Source organism: Micromonospora sp. WMMA2032 (genome assembly GCF_002688545.1).
GTDB lineage: Bacteria > Actinomycetota > Actinomycetes > Mycobacteriales > Micromonosporaceae > Micromonospora > Micromonospora sediminicola.
In genome coordinates, this window is record NZ_CP024052.1 from 677,308 (window position 1) to 692,917 (window position 15,610).

Genomic DNA, 15,610 nt, shown 5'->3' on the forward strand with positions numbered 1-15,610 from the left:
GTGGCCCGGTCGCATCCACAAGGGATACGGGGCCCCCAGGAGGAGAAGTGGTCAACCGACAGCTCGCCCGGATCGCCGTCGCGGTTCCGGGCGTGGTCGCCCTGCTGGCCGTCAACGCGGCGGGCGCGTCCGCCGCGACCGACGCGCCGGCCAACGACAACCTGACCGGCGCGCTGCCGGTCGGCGCGCTGCCGTTCGTCGACGGCCAGGATCTCAGCGCCGCCACCGTGCAGGAGGGCGAGCCGTCGTCCTGCTTCGAGGCCGGCCGGACGGTCTGGTACTCGTACACGCCCGCCGCGGATCAGCTGGTCACCGCCGGCACCGGACCGGACTACCTCGGGGTCGCGGTCTACACCGGCGACTCCCTCGGGACCCTCGCCGAGGTCACCTGTCGCCCCACCTACGGCGGCACGCCCGTGACGTTCCGGGCACGGGCCGGCACGACGTACCTTCTCCGGATCGGCGCGGACCACGCCGAGCAGACGACGTTCCGGCTGGACGTGGCACCCGGCCCGGAGGTCGACTTCGACGTGGCCGACGTGGAGTGGAGCGTCTTCGACGAGGTCGCGTTCTGGCCCCGGCTGTACGACCCGGCCGGCCTCGGCATCGACCTGGGTTCGCTCGTCTGGGACTTCGGCGACGGCACCACGTCGACCGAGCAGTATCCCCGGCACCGCTTCACGTCCGACGGCGACCACCGGGTGCGCCTGACCGCGCGCACTGTCGACGGGCGCACCGCCTCGGCCACCCGCACCTCCGTGGTCCGCACCCACGACGTGGCGGTGGTCAAGGTGAACACCCCCTCGACCGCCCGTGCCGGACAGCGTGTCGGCGTCACCGTCGAGGTGCGCAACAACCGCTACGACGAGCACGTGGAGGTCCGCCTCGAACGCAGCAACCCGTGGGGATTCGAGCAGGTGGACGCCGCCACGAAGCCGGTCCCGGTGACGGGCGGCGGTGGACGCACCTCGTTCTCGTTCACGTACACGGTGACGCCGGAGGACGCGGCGATGGGCAAGGTGACCTTCCGCGCGGTGGCCGCGGTGCGGGACCACCGCGACGCGCTCCCGGCGGACAACCAGCTGATCTCGACCCCGGTCCGGGTGCGCTGACGGATCCCGTGGGCGGCGGCGCGCCCTCGCGCCGCCGCCCGCGTCGGGGTCAGGCCGGGACCGGCGCCGGGTCGCGGGCCGGGCCGGCGGCGGCGCGGTCGGCCGCCCAGCCGGTGGTGATCAGCAGCAGCGCGGCGCTGTAGGTGCCCATCACCAGCAGGCCGGCGCCGGGCAGGTCCCCGCCGGCCGCGCCGACGCCGATCAGCAGGTCGGAGGCGAGGAAGAGCGCGCCGCCGGCTCCGGTCCGCGCGGACACCCCGGTTGCGGCAGCGGCCATCAGGCACAGCGCCAGGCTGTAGCCGAGCACCGGCAGCCGCAGCGGCCCCAACGCGCTCCACAGCAGGGCGTTGCCGGTCGCCCAGGCGAGCAGGTAGCCCACCCACGCCAGGGCCGGCGGGCGTCCGCGCCGCAGGAATCCGGTGAGGAACGCCAGCTGCGCCACCAGGAAGAACCCCATGCCGAGCAGGAACGCGGCCCGGCCCGGCACGAGCAGGGCCACGTCCCCGGCGGTGGCGGCGACCAGACCGAGGGCCACCGCGTCCGCCCGCCGTCGCCGCTGCCACAGGTATGCCAGCAGCACCGGCGCCAGCAGTGGCTTGGCCAGCCACTGGAGCGCCGTCGAGTCGAGCGCGACGCCGACCAGCTCGACCGCGGCCACCAGCCCGAACAGGGTCAGCCAGCAGCGCCTCACCGGGCCGGCTGCCAGCCGGGTCGGCCGAACAGGTAACCGAGGCGGTGCCGCCAGCACGTGGCCCGGCGCACGTCGGACCAGATCGCGGCGAACTCGTGGGTGGCCACCCGCAGCGGGTTGTAGGTGCCGATGTTCTTGGTCAGCCCGTAGCGCGCGGTGGCCCGCTCCGGCTCGAAGGTGCCGAACAGCCGGTCCCAGATGATCAGAATGCCGCCGTAGTTGCGGTCCAGGTATTCGGTGTTCGAGCCGTGGTGCACCCGGTGGTGCGACGGCGTGTTGAAGATCCACTCGATCGGCCGGGGCAGTACGTTGATCCGCTCGGTGTGCAGGAAGAACTGGTAGAGCAGGCTGACCGACTGCTGGAGGAAGATCATCCACGGCGGGATGCCGAGCAGCGCCAGCGCCAGCCAGAACGGCAGCGAGGTCATCGGCGTCCAGCTCTGCCGCAGCGCGGTGGAGAGGTTGTAGTAGACGCTGGAGTGGTGCACGACGTGGCTCGCCCAGAGCACGCGCACCTCGTGGTGGGAGCGGTGGAACCAGTAGTAGGCCAGGTCGTCGGCGAAGAAGAGGATCACCCAGGTCCACCAGTCGCCGGGGGAGAGGTGGACCGGCGCGACCGTCCACAGGGCCGCGAAGACACCGACCGTGAGCAGCTTCCACGGAAAGCCGATGATCTGACTGCCCAGCCCCATCGACAGGCTGGTGGTGGTGTCGCGCAGCTCGTAGCCGCGTTCCTCGTCGTCGGGCAGGAAGCGGTAGGAGACCGCCTCGATGATGATCAGGAGCAGGAACGCCGGTACGGCGTACAGCACGGCGGGGATCATGCGCGCGCTTCCCTTCCGGTGGTGGGGGTGGTGGGGGTGGTGACCGGGGCGGTCAGGAGCGCCCGGGCGTGCCGGGCGGCCGCCGCGCCCTGACCGGACGCGATCGCGGCGGCGAGGCGGCGGTGGCCGGCGACGTCGAGCAGTTCGGCGGTACGGGTGTCCGGGGGGACGTCGCCGACCGCGAACGTGCCGGCGACCAGGCTGTTGAAGGCCAGCTGGTAGGCGGTGTTGCCGCTGCCGCGCACGACCAGGCGCCAGATCGCGATGTTCGCCTCGGCCATCCGGTCCAGGTCGGGGGCGAGTGAGCCGTACTCCTCGGCGGCCCGGACCAGGGCGGCGACGACCGCCGTGTCGCCGCGCTCGGCGCAGAGCCGGGCCGCGTCGATGCCGACGCAGGCCCGCATCTCCAGCATGTCGCGCACCAGCGTCGCGACCGGAAGCACGTCACCGGAGCGGGCCAACGACAGCGCCAGGTCGAGCCCGGCGTGCACCCGCCAGTCCAGCACCCGGGTCGCGCCGCCCTGGCTGACCCGGACCAGGCCGAGCTGTTGCAGCCGGCGCAACGCCTCCCGGACCGCGTGCCGGTTCACCGCGAAGGCGGCGGCCAGCTCGCGCTCGCCCGGGAGGGTCTCGTCCGGGCGGTAGCGACCGGACACGATCGCGTCGCGGAGCTGGCCGAAGACGTGGTCGGAGACCGAGGCGCGGGGGGCGGGGGCGAAGGCCATGGCCAGCAGTGTGGCCCCGCACACATCAACCCGTCAACTGGTTGGACCAGTCAGGTTTCGGTACCGGTCCGGCCGGTGGGTGCCGTCCCGGTCACCCCTCGTATCCTTTCCGCCGTAGCCCCGCAACCGGGAAGGGAGTCGGTGTGAGCGACCGGGTCGAGACGCTGGAGTTCCAGGCCGAGGCGCGTCAGCTGCTGCAGCTGATGGTGCACTCGATCTACTCGAACAAGGACGTCTTCCTGCGCGAACTGATCTCGAACGCGTCCGACGCGCTGGACAAGCTGCGGCTGGCGTCGCTGGTCGACAAGGACCTGTCGGTCGACGCGTCCGACCTGCACATCGAGATCGAGGTGGACCGGGAGGCCCGCACGCTGACCGTGCGGGACAACGGCATCGGCATGTCCCGCGACGAGGTGGTCGGCCTGATCGGCACGATCGCCAAGTCCGGCACCGCCGAGCTGCTGCGCACGCTGCGCGAGTCCAAGGACGCCGCCGCCGACCAGGACCTGATCGGGCAGTTCGGGGTCGGCTTCTACGCCACCTTCATGGTCGCCGACCGGGTGACGCTGCTGACCCGGCGGGCCGGGGAGACCGGCGGCACCCGTTGGGAGTCCACAGGCGAGGGCACCTACTCGGTGGAGGCGGTCGACGAGGCGCCGCAGGGCACCTCGGTCACCCTGCACCTGAAGCCGGTCGACGCCGACGACAACCTGCACGACTACACCGCCGAGCGGACCATCCGCGAGATCGTCAAGCGCTACTCCGACTTCATCGCCTGGCCGATCCGGATGAGCGTGGACGTCCCCGGCGAGGACGGCGCCGCCACCCGCGAGGAGCAGACGCTCAACTCGATGAAGGCGCTCTGGGCGCGCTCGCGCGACGAGGTGGACGAGGCCGAGTACAAGGAGTTCTACCGGCACGTCGCGCACGACTGGGCCGACCCCCTCGAGACCATCCACATGCGCGGCGAGGGCACGTTCGAGTACGAGGCGCTGCTCTTCCTGCCCTCGCACGCCCCGCTCGACCTGTTCGCCCCGCAGGGCCGTCGTGGCGTGCAGCTCTACGTCAAGCGCGTGTTCATCATGGACGACTGCGAGGCGCTGATCCCCAATTACCTGCGCTTCGTCAAGGGCGTGGTGGACGCACACGACCTGTCGCTGAACATCTCCCGGGAGATCCTGCAGCAGGACCGGCAGATCCGCGCGGTGCGCCGGCGGCTGGTCAAGAAGGTGCTCGGCACGCTCAAGGACATGTCGGCCGAGTCGTACCGCACGTTCTGGACCGAGTTCGGGCCGGTGGTCAAGGAGGGTCTGCTGGAGGACCCGGACAACACCGAGGCGCTGCTGGACCTGGTCCGCGCGGCCAGCACCCACGACCCGGCCGAGCCGACCACGCTGCGCGCGTACGTCGAGCGGATGAAGGACGGCCAGAGCGAGATCTACTACGCCACCGGCGAGAACCGGGCCACCATCGAGAACTCGCCGCACCTGGAGGCGTTCCGGGCCAAGGGTTACGAGGTGCTGATCCTCACCGACCCGGTGGACGAGGTGTGGGTCGAGCGGGTCGGTGCGTACGACGGGAAGACGCTGCGCTCGGTGGCCAAGGGCCAGGTCGACCTGGAGACCGAGGAGGAGAAGGAGAAGGCCGAGGCCGAGCGGCAGGAGTACGCCGACCTGCTCACCTTCCTCGGCGGCGCGCTCACCGACAGCGTCAAGGAGGTGCGGCTGTCCACCCGGCTGACCACCTCGCCGGCCTGCGTGGTGGGCGACGCGCACGACATGACGCCGACGCTGGAGAAGATGTATCGGGCGATGGGTCAGGAGGTGCCCCGGGTCAAGCGGATCCTGGAGCTGAACCCGACCCACCCGCTGGTCACCGGGCTGCGCAAGGCGCACGGCGAGGGTGGCGACACCGCCGCGCTGACCGAGACCGCCGAGCTGCTGTACGGCATGGCGCTGCTGGCCGAGGGCGGCGACCTCGTCGACCCGGCCCGCTTCACCCGGATCCTCGCCGACCGCCTCGCCCGCGGCCTGTAGGTGTAAGGAAGGGCCCCTTCTTATCGCTTCGTGCAGAGGAAGGGGCCCTTCTTAACACCGGACGCTCAGGGGAGGGCGGGGTAGAGGGCGGCCACGCCGCCGGACAGTCCGGCCTGGACCCGGCGGGCGACGTCGTCGGCCAGGATCTCGTAGCTGTCGGACTCGATGCCGTCGGCAGCCATCCGGGCGACCTCGACCGGGTCGGCCTTGGGCCCGGTGACCCGGGCGGCCATCTCGGTGTCCATGTAGCCGACGTGCAGGCCGGCGACCCGGACGCCCCGGCCGGCCAGCTCGACGCGCAGCGCGTTGGTCATAGACCATTCGGCGGCCTTCGCCGCCCCGTACGCGCCGACGCCGGGGAACGTGAACCAGGACAGGGCCGACAGGACGTTCAGGATCGTCCCGCCGCCGTTCGCCGCGATCCGGGGCGCGAACGCCCGCACCACCGACAGCGTGCCGAGGTAGTGCGTCTCCAGCTCCAGCCGGATCTGGTCGAGGTCGCCGTCGAGCAGGTCGGCGCCGGTGCTCACGCCGGCGTTGTTGACCAGCAGCGTCACGTCGCCGGCGCGCTGCGCGGCGGCGGCCACCGAGGCGGGGTCGGTGACGTCCAGGCGTAGCGGGGTGACGCCGGGCAGGTCGACGCCGTCCGGGTTGCGCGCGCCGGCCCAGACCGTGGCGCCCCGCGCCACGAGTTCCGCGGCCAGGCGTCGGCCGAAGCCGCGGTTCGCGCCGGTGACCAGGGCGGTGCTTCCAGCGATCTTCATGTCTCGCTCCGAGGATGCTCAGGGTGGGTGGATCAGGAGGTCCGCAGGCCCGGACCGGGCAGCACGGCCAGCTCGTCGGCCGGCACGTCGTGCCCGGCGTCGCAGCGCAGCCGGGCGTGCACGTCCGCCCCGCAGTCGTGGTGGGTGACCAGGACGGACGGGCCGACCTCGTCGGCGGCGTACGCGTCGCCCCACTGGCGGAGAGCGACGAGCACGGGCAGCAGGTCGCGGCCCTTGGCGGTGAGCACGTACTCGTCGCGGGTGCGCTGCCCGGGCTCCCGGTAGGGCCGCCGGTCGAGCAGGCCGTCGGCGACGAGCTGCTTGAGGCGGGCGGCGGCGACCGGCTCGCTCACGCCGACCCGGCGGGCGAAGTCGTCGAAGCGTCGGGTGCCGAACGACGCCTCGCGCAGCAGGAGCAGCGTGGTGCGGTTGCCGACCACCTCGAGCGCCCGGGCGATCGAGCAGTTGGCGGTGGACCAGGAGTCGCGCTGCGCGAGGAAGTCCGTCATGGGACCGACGCTACCGAGCTGACTTAGGAAAACAAAAGCCAGCTATCTCACGTCGCGGCCCGGGAATATCCGCCGGTCACAGCTGACCGGGGTAGAAGCCGTGCCGGGCCAGCGGCTCGACGATCTGGTGCTCCTCGTACGACAGATGGGACAGCAGCGTGTCGGTGAGCAGGTCCACCGCCTCCTGGAGCCCGGTGAAGTCACCCGGCCGGCCGATCAGCTCCACCAGCGCCCGGTCGACACCCTCCACCACGCCGTGGATCACCACGTGCTCCTCCTCCAGCCGGTCCAGCACCGCCGCCAGCCCGGCGTCGGCGCGGCGCAGGTGCGGGAAGACCGAGGCGTCCTCCAGGCCGTGGTGCTGGGTCACCACGGTGCAGTACGCCGCGCAGTACGCGCCCAGCGTCCAGTTGTTCTGCCGCAGGGTCATCTCGTTCAGCGCGGCCCGCGCCCCGCCCGGCGAGACCGCGCCCCGGGTGACCTGTTCCAGCAGGTCCCGCACCTGGGCCAGCTCCCGGCGCAGGTGGTCGTGCACGTCCACCAGATGTTGCCCCGCGGCCTGCGCGTGGGCCGGGTAGACGTGCCCGGCCGGCGCCGGCGGGGCGGTCGGACGGGTCGACTCGTCCCAGAGGCGGCGGGCGCTCAGGCGTACCCCCGGGTCGGGCGTGGGGGTGACCGCGAGGGTGGTCGGGACGCCGCCGGCGGCCTGCTCCCGCGCCACGGCGCGGGCGCCGCTGCCCGGCGTGGTGCGCTCGGCCGCGACCAGCTCCCGGACCGCCGGCGCCACCTCCTGGGCGAAGAGCTGGATGGCGCGCGGCTCGTCACTGCCCAGGACGAAGGTGGTGATGCCGTGCTCCAGGGTCAGCCCGGCCAGGTCCTCCACCCACCGCCGCGGCGGCCCGGCCAGGAACCCCGTGGACGCGCGGGTGAAACTGCCGGTCACGTTGAGCATCCGGCGGATCTCGCCGGGGTCCCGCCCGGCGGCCCGCGCGCCCTCGTCGACCAGCGCGTTGAGCGCGGGCAGCTCGTCGGGCCCCTTCGGCAGGTAGGCCAGCGACGGCAGCCAGCCGTCCGCGGCGCGACCGACCAGGCGCAGCATGCGCGGCTTGTACGCGCCCACCCAGATGCCCACCGGATGGGCCGGCGCCGGTCCGCGCTTCGCGCCGACCACCCGGTAGTGCTCCCCGGCGACGCGGATCATCCCGCGTCGGTCGGTGCCCCAGACCTCCCGGATGACCTGGATCGCCTCGTCGAGCGCGTCGACCGCCGCGCCGGGGGAGAGTCGCCGCCCGCCGGCCGCCTCGATCGCGTCCCAGAACGCGCCCGCGCCCAACCCCAGCTCGACCCGGCCGCCGGTGAGCAGGTCCAGGCTGGCCACGCTGCGGGCGAGCACCACCGGTTGGCGCAGCGGCAGGTTGAGCACGTTGCCGGCCAGTCCGATCCGGTCGGTGGCGGCGGCCACGTACGACATCAGCGTCCACGTGTCCAGGAAACCCGGCTGGTAGGGGTGGTCCTGGAAGGTGACCAGGTCCAGCCCGACCTGCTCGCAGAGCGAGGCGAGGGCCACCACCTGGTCCGGCCGTCCGGCGGTGGGGGTGAGGAAGCCGCCGAAGGCCAGCTCGTGTCCGTGCTCGGTCATCCGTGCCGCTCCTCGTGCGATCTTGCCGGTCCCGCCCACGGTAGCCCGGGGCCGGGGCGTCCGGGCGGGGCGTCCGGATCCGGCCCGGACGTCCCGCTACCACGTCGCCGCGTGCCGCGTGCCCGGTCGCCCGCCTGGGTGACGAACATCCCAAGAAGTGGGCGATCGCCCGGATTCGTCCTTAGCGTCGGTGGCGTCCGCAGTCGTGGACACCACGGGCCGGTAACGCCTAATCCCGCCGCCGGCCCGGCGGTAACCGAACCTCGGCGGGAGCGGGGGACCCAACGTTCCTCGGTGCACGTCACCTCGGGGTGAAGCCGCCAGCGGCGGCCGGGCTCCTCGGCCCGAACCCGACAGCTCACCTCGTCGGCGTGGAGGAATCCCCATGGCAACTGCATACGCAGCCCGTCGTACCGCCGTCGGTGTGGTCCTGGCCGGCGCCGCGGTCCTGTTCGCTCCGGCCGTCCCGGCGAGCGCCTCCGGTGTCAACTGGGACGCCGTCGCGCGGTGCGAGTCCGGCGGCAACTGGCACATCAACACCGGCAACGGCTACTACGGCGGGCTCCAGTTCTCGCGCGGCACCTGGAGCGGCCACGGCGGGAAGAAGTACGCCGCCCGGGCGGACCTGGCCAGCCGGTCGGAGCAGATCGCCGTCGCCGAGCGGGTCCTGGACGGGCAGGGCATCGGCGCCTGGCCGGTCTGTGGCCGCAAGGGCGGATCGGGCTCGTCCCCGAAGAAGGCGGCCGACCGTGCCGCGCCGAGGAAGGCGGACCGTCCCGCGCCGAGGAAGGCCACCGACCGGCCCACCACGACGAGGTCCACTGTGGGCCGACCGGCCGGGCGGGGCGGCGCCGGCACCTACCGGGTGCGCTCCGGCGACACGCTCTCCGGCATCGCCGTCGCGGCGCACGTCGCCGGGGGTTGGCGGGCGCTGCACGAGCGCAACCGCGCTGTCGTCGGCGACGATCCGGGCCTGATCTTCCCGGGTCAGCGACTGCGCCTGCGCTGAGCCGCCGAACGCCCGGCCGGGGCTCCGGCCGGGCGTTCGCGGTCGCGCGACACGCCGGACGCGCGGCGCCCGACCTGCTCGCTTGCGGGCGGGGCCGGCCGGTGACCGTGCTCCGTCGGTGCCGGTTGCTATGGTCACGATGCTCGGCTAAGACGTGAAGAAAGCGCGGATATGACCATCGACCCGTTCTCGGCCGCCGCGAGCCTCGACGAGCTCCTGAGCCGGACGCAGCAGGCGCTCGCGGCGATGCGGTCCCGGGCCGGCGTGCACCCCGACGGCGAGCCGGGCGAGTTGCTCCGGGCCGAGGGCGCCGCGGCCGACGGCCGCGTCCGGGCGGTCGCCGTCCAGGGTGGCCGACTGGACTCGGTCGCCGTCGACCCGGACCTGGCCGGCGAGCCGCTGGAGGTCCTCTGCGGACACGTCGTCGCCGCCGTCAACGCCGCGCTGGCCGAGCTGGACGCCCGGGTCAGCGACTCGGCCCGGGCCGACGCCGACGCCCTGGCGGCCCGCCTCGGCGGCCTGCCCGACCAGGCGGAGCTGTTCAGCCGCGCGATGCACGAGGTGGCCGCGCGGATCCCACGTGACCGGGGCGCCGCGTCCCGGGCCGGCCGCCCGGCCTGACCGGCCTGCCGACGCGACGAAGCGGCCGGCCGCCCGGAGGACGACGACCGGCCGCTCGCCCTACGGTCAGCTCAGGGTGACCGCGGTGTCGTCGACGACGAAGGACGTCTGCAGGGAGCTGTCCTCCACGCCGCTGAACGAGATGGTCGCCGTGGTGCCGGCCAGCGACGAGACGTCGAAGGATCGCTGCACGTAGCCGGTGGCCTTGTTCAGGTTGGAGTAGGTCGCCAGCGTGGTGCTGCCGGCCTTGACGGTGAGCTTGTCGTACGCGGTGGTCGTGGTCGACTCCGCGCTGTCGATGTGCAGCCAGAAGCTCAGCGTCGCGCGGCAGCCGGCCGGAACGGTCACCGACTGGCTCAGGGTGTCGGTGTGCGACGAGCCGTAGCCGTCGAGCCACGCCTTGTACGAGCCGCCGTGCGCGGCCTGGCCGCTGTCCGTGGTGATGACGCCGGACGAGGCGGTCCAGTTCACGGTGCCCGACTCGAAGCCGGGGTTGGCCAGCTTGTTGCCGGAGCAGCCGCCCGACGGCGGGGTGGTCGTGGTGGTCGGCGTCGGCGTCGGGGTGCCGCCGGCGCACGTCGGGTCACCGGACTGGGCCGGCACGCTGACCGCGTTCCAGGCCGCCTTGACCGCGTCGAACTCGGCGCAGCTGCCCGGGTAGAGGTTCTTCGCGGCCTGCAGCGTCCAGGTGCGGTACTTCAGGTACGACGAGGACGAGGTCTTCAGCAGCATCGCGTTGTACATGATCTTGATGGCCTTCTGGATCCCCAGGCCGGTCACGCTGCTGCCGTTGCAGGTCGAGCTGGACGGCTGCCCGTTGGTCGGGCTGCTGCCGTTGGCCAGCAGGTAGAACCAGTGGTTGCCGGGGCCGGCGGAGGCGTGCACCTCGCCGCCCGGGACGCTGCTGGAGTAGCAGTTCGGGTCGCCGAGCGCGGACGGGTTGTACATGTTGCGGATCGGGCCGGAGCCGACCAGGTTGATCTTCTCGCCGACCAGGAAGTCCGGCGCGTCGTAGCTGGACGGCTCGTTGGCGAACCACTCGGTGGCCGCGCCGAACGTGTCCGCCACGAACTCCTGGGTGCCGCCGCCGGAGATGCCGCCCGGGGTGTGGTCGTCGATGCCGTGGCCGATCTCGTGCGCCACCACGTCGAGCGAGCCGATCCACTGCCCGGCGGTGTTCTTGCCGATCTGCACCTGGGTGCCGTCGTAGTAGGCGTTCTGGTCGTTCAGGCCCACCCGGATCGGCCAGTAGCCGCCGTTGCCGTCGGCGCCGTTGCGGCCCAGCCACTGGCTGAGCATCTTGTGCTCGGTCTGCGCGGCGAACAGCGCGTCGACGCAGCCGGTCTCCTTGTTGGTGGCGGTGCCGTTGCCCCAGGCGTCGTCGGAGCCGCTGAACGTGGTGTTGTTCGCCGCGTCCTGGCAGCTCAGATTCGTGACGGTCGGGTCCTTCATGGAGTACGTGGTGCCCGACTTGGTGGTGTTGAGCGAGAGCGGACTCGGGCCGTTCCAGGCGCCGGTGCCGGTGCCGTGCACGATGTGCTCCTGCGTGCGCAGCACCGCCCCGGTGCGGGCGTCGACGTCGACGGTCAGGCGGCTCGGGCCCTCGGCGTCCGTGCCGCGCACGGTGGTCTCCCAGGCCAGCGTCGGGCTGGCGCCGAGCGTGTAGACGACGAGTGTGGTGCCCTCGACCGAGCTGACGGTCCGGAGCTGGGCGCGCGCCTTCTTCGCGCCCGCGGCCGGGGTCAGCGTGGGGGTGGTGGCGAGGGCGCCGATGGGCCGCTGCTGGGCGACGGAGGCGTACTTCAGGTTGCCGGCGGCGTCGGTGGCCAGCACGAAGTCGCCGCCGACCACCGGCAGGCCCTTGTAGGTGCGCTCGTAGGGCACGTACTGGGTGCCCTCGGAGGAGATGACCGGCTTCTGGACGAAGGCGTCGTCGGAACCGGCCTGGAGGTAGGCGGGGCGGTTCGCGACCAGCGCGCGGGCCGAGTCGGCGGCGGCCGCGCGGGCCTGCGCCGGGTTGGGGGCGGCGGGGCCCGGTGGGGCGGCCTGCACGGCTGCGGCGGTGCCGGCGGCGATCACGCCGGCCGCGACCGCGCCGGAGAGCGCGGCGAGGCGAGGTGAGAGCTTCACGAGGGTTCGCTCCTGTTCTGAGGCGCGCAGCACGGAGCCCGGTGGGGACGGGCGGCGCGGTGATGCGAGGCGGGGTGACGGTCGGTCACCGGAGCTGCCGGCGTGGCTCCGGGTCGACAGATCGACCGTCCGGGTCGCCGGGGGTCGACGACTCGTGGGTGCACGATCACACGCCGCCGGAGCCGGGATCAATGGGTGACCGGGGCAACCGACTTCCGCCGGACACCCGGCGGTAGGCCGGAATTCAGGAAGCCATGATCTTCAATAGCCCCTGATCAGGCCGAATATCGTCCGCAGTGGATGGATGCGGAGGCGTCATGCGTCTTTTGCCGTGGTGTGCGGATGGCGCACATAGGTTCGATCGTCCCCGGGGTCAGCGCGGTCCCCGGCTGCGCGTCGGCGATCCGGTCGGCGACGGCGACGGCGACGACGTCGGACGCGCGGTCGGCCGGCCGGTCGGGCGCGGGCTCGGACTCGACGGCGTCGGGCGGGGCGTCGCCGACGCCGACGCCGACGGGCTCGGCGCGGAGGTGGTCGGGGCCGGCGTCGACGGGGAGGGCTCCGGAGCATCCCCCGGGAAGCTCGGCTCCCGGAACCGGTACCGGTCCGGGTCGAGCTTCATCGCCTCGGTGGCCCGGGACATGAACTGCCGCCAGATCGGCGCGGCCCCGGTCGAGCCGTACACCTCGTAGCTGCCGCCCCGGGTCCGCAACGGCTTGCCGTCGGTGGTGCCCAGCCAGACGGCCGAGGCCAACGCGCCGGTCCAGCCGACCATCCAGGTGTGCACGTTCTGCGTGGTGCTCTGCCCCGCCTGCCAGGTGCCGGTCTTGCCGGCGGAGTCCCACCCGTTGTCCAGTCGGGCCGCCCGGACCCGACGCAACGTCCAGTCGAGCTGGTCGATCGCCTCCCGGTCCAGGCCGAGGTCGGTCTGGCGCACCTGCTCCGTCCACACCTCCTCGTCGCCCTTGGTCACCGAGCGGACGAAGTGGGCGTCGGCCCGCTTGCCGCCGGCGGCGAAGGTGGCCATCCCGTTGGCGTGGTCCTGCACCGTGATGCCGTACTGGCCGATGCCGACCTCGGTGGAGAACCGCTTCGCCACCTGGTCGGCCGGGTCGCCGCGCAGGTCGACGCGCTGCGGCTGCGGGTTGCCGCGCACGGTCTCCCACATCGACTCGACGCCGGCCCGCCGGGCCATGTCGATCACCCGGGCGGTGCCCAGCTTCTCGGTCAGCTCGAAGTAGGTGACGTTCAGCGAGGCGACGGTGGCCTCCCAGAGCGCGCAGTCCGGTTGGCAGGGCGCGTGCTCGGCGTTGCGGATCGGCCCGGCCGCGCTGCCCCGGGTGCGACCCGAGGCGGGGAACTCCTTGGTGTCCGGCGAGTCGAACCGCTGCTTCACCGAGATGCCGTCCCGCACGGCGGCGGCCAGGTCGTAGACCTTGAACGAGGAGCCCGGCGGGTGCTGCCCGAACCCGCGCGCCTGGCCCTTCTCGTCGTAGTACCAGCCCGCGTAGTCGGCGCCGGAGCCCCGGTCACCGCCGTAGTAGCCGAGCACCCGTCCGGTGCCCGGCTCCACCGCCACCAGCGCCGCCTGCCAGTTCTTCGGCTGCCCCCGCACCGCCTCCGGCGCGCTGTCCCGGCGGATGTCCGCCGACGCCTCCGCCGCGTCCTGCACCCGCTTGTCGACGGTGGTGACGATCCGGTAGCCACCGTCACGGATCACCTCGTCCGGCTTGCCCCGGAACGGCTCCGTCCGCCGCAGCTCGGCCAGCACGTGGTTGACCACCAGCCCGGTCGGTCGGTCCAGGTCGGACCGGCCGGCGTCCGGGTCGACCGGGCGCACCGTGTCCGGGTACGCGAGATCCGCCGCCTGCCGCGGCGTGAGATAGCCGAGCTTCACCATGCCGTCCCGGATGTAGTTCCACCGGTCGATCGAGTTCTGCTTCGCGGTCGCGTTGCGGGCCGGGTCGTAGCCCGGCGTGCCCTGCGGATCGGTCGGGTCCGCCTCCGGCTGCTTCACCATCGCGCACAACACCATCGCCTCGGCCTGGGTGAGCTGCTGCGCCGCCGGCGCGTCCCGGCGCACGGTCTTGCCGAAGAACGTCTGCGCGGCCGCCTCGATCCCGTACGCGCCCCGACCGAACGGCACCGTGTTCAGGTAGAAACCGAGGATCTCCTCCTTGCTGTACGTGTCGTCGAGCTTCCAGGCGATCACGGCCTCGCGCAGCTTCCGCGAGTAGGTCACCCCCCGCAGGTCCGCGGCGACCCGCGCGTACTGCTGGGTGAGGGTGGAGGCGCCCTGCCGCTGCCCGCCGGTGACGTTGGCCCAGGCCGCCCGGAGCACGCCCTTGACGTCGATGCCCTGGTTGGTCCAGAACGTGCGGTCCTCGGCGGCCACGATGGCCTGCTTGGCCGAGTCGTTCATCTCGTCGTACGGGACGATGGTGCGGTTCTGCGCGCCGAGCTTCGCCATCGGCGTGCGCCCGTCGGCGTAGAAGACGGTGGTCGACTCCGGCAGCTTCAGGTCGGTGGGCGTGGGGACGCTGTCGAAGTAGTAACCGCCTGCGACCAGGCCGCATCCGGCCAGCAGGGTGCAGATCGCCAGGAAGACCGCCACCCGCCGTCGTCGGCGTCCCGGCCGGGCCGGTGTGGCGCCGCCAGGTCCCCGGACCTCTCCGTTGTGCCGCACGCGACGCCTCCGAACTGATCGGCCGAATCGTGTCCCTGCCCGGCTCGCAGGCTAACCGAGCTGCGCCGACGGCACCGGCCTGCGGGCGTCGACCGGTGTGACGGCGGCCCGTCGCGGGACCGCGCGCCGGGCGGCACGGCGACGCGCGGGTCGGGGCGGCACGCCGCCGCCCCGACCCGCTCCGCCGGTCAGTGCGTCGCCCGTCCCGCCGCGCGGCCGTTGCGCCCCCGCCGGCCGATCCGGCGTACCGGCCAGCGGTCGTTGCCGCCCGGATGCGCCGGTGTCGGCCGCCACATCGACCGCAGTTCGGTGCCGTCCGGCGCCGGGAAGATCCCCCGGTCGAGATAGCCGAGCCGGCGCAGCAACGACCCGTACGGCTCGTCGTCCACCTGCGCGTACGTGGGCAGGCTCAGCGTGTCCATCCGGCGTTGCGCGCCGGCGAGCGCCTCCGCCGCCCCACCACCGGGCGCGGCGAGCAGCGCCAGGTGGTTGTGCGGCTCGACCGGCCGCCGCGCGGCCAGCTCGTCGTCGAGCCGGCGGAACCGGTCCACGTCCGGGCCGGCGGCCGCGCCGAGGCGGTCGACGTACCGGCGGGGCGGGGGGATCGGGCGGTAGCGGTGGAACCACACCGTGGCGGCGGTGCCGTCGGGCAGCAGGAACGCGTCGCCGAAGAGCAACGCGTGTTCGGTCCAGATCCGCGCCACGGCGGCGAGGACGGCGGAGCGGCGCGGCGCGTCGGGGACGAGCCACGCCGCCAGGGCGGTGGGGGAGAGGGCCTCGGCGACGAGGTCGGCGATCCGGCCGACGTCGCACCATCTGGCCCGGATGACGGGCATTGCTCCGGTCATGGTGGAACTCCTGGTC

13 protein-coding genes and 1 riboswitch are annotated in these 15,610 nt (G+C 73.1%); of the genes, 4 read left to right on the plus strand and 9 right to left on the minus strand.

Annotated features, from left to right (window positions below; all coding sequences use genetic code 11):
* The first annotated feature begins 47 nt into the window (after positions 1–47).
* Positions 48–1,112 (plus strand): PKD domain-containing protein, encoded by a 1,065-nt coding sequence (locus CO540_RS03085; RefSeq protein WP_099160821.1) that lies wholly within the window; start codon positions 48–50, stop codon positions 1,110–1,112.
* A gap of 49 nt (positions 1,113–1,161) precedes the next feature.
* On the opposite strand, the gene CO540_RS03090 is transcribed toward CO540_RS03085, so the two are convergent.
* The 3 genes from CO540_RS03090 to CO540_RS03100 are packed head-to-tail and all read right to left on the minus strand — an operon-like array spanning position 1,162 to position 3,352.
* Positions 1,162–1,803, minus strand: a complete 642-nt coding sequence (locus CO540_RS03090) for a lysoplasmalogenase (protein WP_099160822.1) — start codon at positions 1,801–1,803, stop codon at positions 1,162–1,164.
* Complete coding sequence (locus tag CO540_RS03095) at positions 1,800–2,627, minus strand: sterol desaturase family protein (RefSeq protein ID WP_098744685.1); 828 nt, start codon at positions 2,625–2,627, stop codon at positions 1,800–1,802. Before CO540_RS03095 ends, CO540_RS03090 begins: the two co-directional genes overlap by 4 nt.
* The gene (locus tag CO540_RS03100) at positions 2,624–3,352 is read right to left on the minus strand and encodes a FadR/GntR family transcriptional regulator (RefSeq protein ID WP_091577582.1); all 729 of its coding nucleotides are present in this window, start codon (positions 3,350–3,352) and stop codon (positions 2,624–2,626) included. The genes CO540_RS03095 and CO540_RS03100 overlap by 4 nt, the downstream gene beginning before the upstream one ends.
* Before the next feature lie 143 nt (positions 3,353–3,495).
* Here CO540_RS03100 and htpG point away from each other — a divergent pair, with 143 nt between their 5' ends.
* Positions 3,496–5,388: a molecular chaperone HtpG gene (htpG, locus tag CO540_RS03105; RefSeq protein ID WP_099160823.1), complete on the plus strand. Its 1,893-nt coding sequence runs from the start codon at positions 3,496–3,498 to the stop codon at positions 5,386–5,388.
* Positions 5,389–5,453: 65 nt separating this feature from the next.
* Here the strand turns inward: htpG and CO540_RS03110 are convergent, their stop codons facing one another.
* The 3 genes from CO540_RS03110 to CO540_RS03120 all read right to left on the minus strand — a co-directional run bounded on the left by CO540_RS03110 (position 5,454) and on the right by CO540_RS03120 (position 8,300).
* Entirely contained in the window at positions 5,454–6,152 is a 699-nt protein-coding gene (locus CO540_RS03110) for an SDR family oxidoreductase (protein WP_099160824.1), read from the minus strand.
* A 32-nt stretch (positions 6,153–6,184) separates the two neighbouring features.
* Complete coding sequence (locus tag CO540_RS03115) at positions 6,185–6,661, minus strand: helix-turn-helix domain-containing protein (protein WP_099160825.1); 477 nt, start codon at positions 6,659–6,661, stop codon at positions 6,185–6,187.
* A 76-nt stretch (positions 6,662–6,737) separates the two neighbouring features.
* Positions 6,738–8,300, minus strand: a complete 1,563-nt coding sequence (locus tag CO540_RS03120; RefSeq protein WP_099160826.1) for an LLM class flavin-dependent oxidoreductase — start codon at positions 8,298–8,300, stop codon at positions 6,738–6,740.
* Between the two features lie 216 nt (positions 8,301–8,516).
* A riboswitch (cyclic di-AMP (ydaO/yuaA leader) is annotated at positions 8,517–8,682 on the plus strand.
* 3 nt (positions 8,683–8,685) lie between these two features.
* On the opposite strand from CO540_RS03120, the gene CO540_RS03125 reads away from it, so the two are divergent.
* Both CO540_RS03125 and CO540_RS03130 read left to right on the plus strand, forming a co-directional pair.
* Positions 8,686–9,309 (plus strand): transglycosylase family protein, encoded by a 624-nt coding sequence (locus tag CO540_RS03125; protein WP_099160827.1) that lies wholly within the window; start codon positions 8,686–8,688, stop codon positions 9,307–9,309.
* 171 nt (positions 9,310–9,480) lie between these two features.
* The gene (locus tag CO540_RS03130) at positions 9,481–9,930 is read left to right on the plus strand and encodes a YbaB/EbfC family nucleoid-associated protein (protein WP_091574263.1); all 450 of its coding nucleotides are present in this window, start codon (positions 9,481–9,483) and stop codon (positions 9,928–9,930) included.
* Between the two features lie 66 nt (positions 9,931–9,996).
* On the opposite strand, the gene CO540_RS03135 is transcribed toward CO540_RS03130, so the two are convergent.
* The 3 genes from CO540_RS03135 to CO540_RS03145 all read right to left on the minus strand — a co-directional run bounded on the left by CO540_RS03135 (position 9,997) and on the right by CO540_RS03145 (position 15,594).
* Positions 9,997–12,060, minus strand: coding sequence for a M4 family metallopeptidase (locus CO540_RS03135; protein WP_099160828.1), 2,064 nt, complete (start codon positions 12,058–12,060; stop codon positions 9,997–9,999).
* A gap of 373 nt (positions 12,061–12,433) precedes the next feature.
* The gene (locus tag CO540_RS03140) at positions 12,434–14,674 is read right to left on the minus strand and encodes a transglycosylase domain-containing protein (RefSeq protein ID WP_253866400.1); all 2,241 of its coding nucleotides are present in this window, start codon (positions 14,672–14,674) and stop codon (positions 12,434–12,436) included.
* A gap of 260 nt (positions 14,675–14,934) precedes the next feature.
* Positions 14,935–15,594, minus strand: a complete 660-nt coding sequence (locus tag CO540_RS03145; protein ID WP_099160830.1) for a hypothetical protein — start codon at positions 15,592–15,594, stop codon at positions 14,935–14,937.
* Between the last annotated feature and the right edge of the window lie 16 nt (positions 15,595–15,610).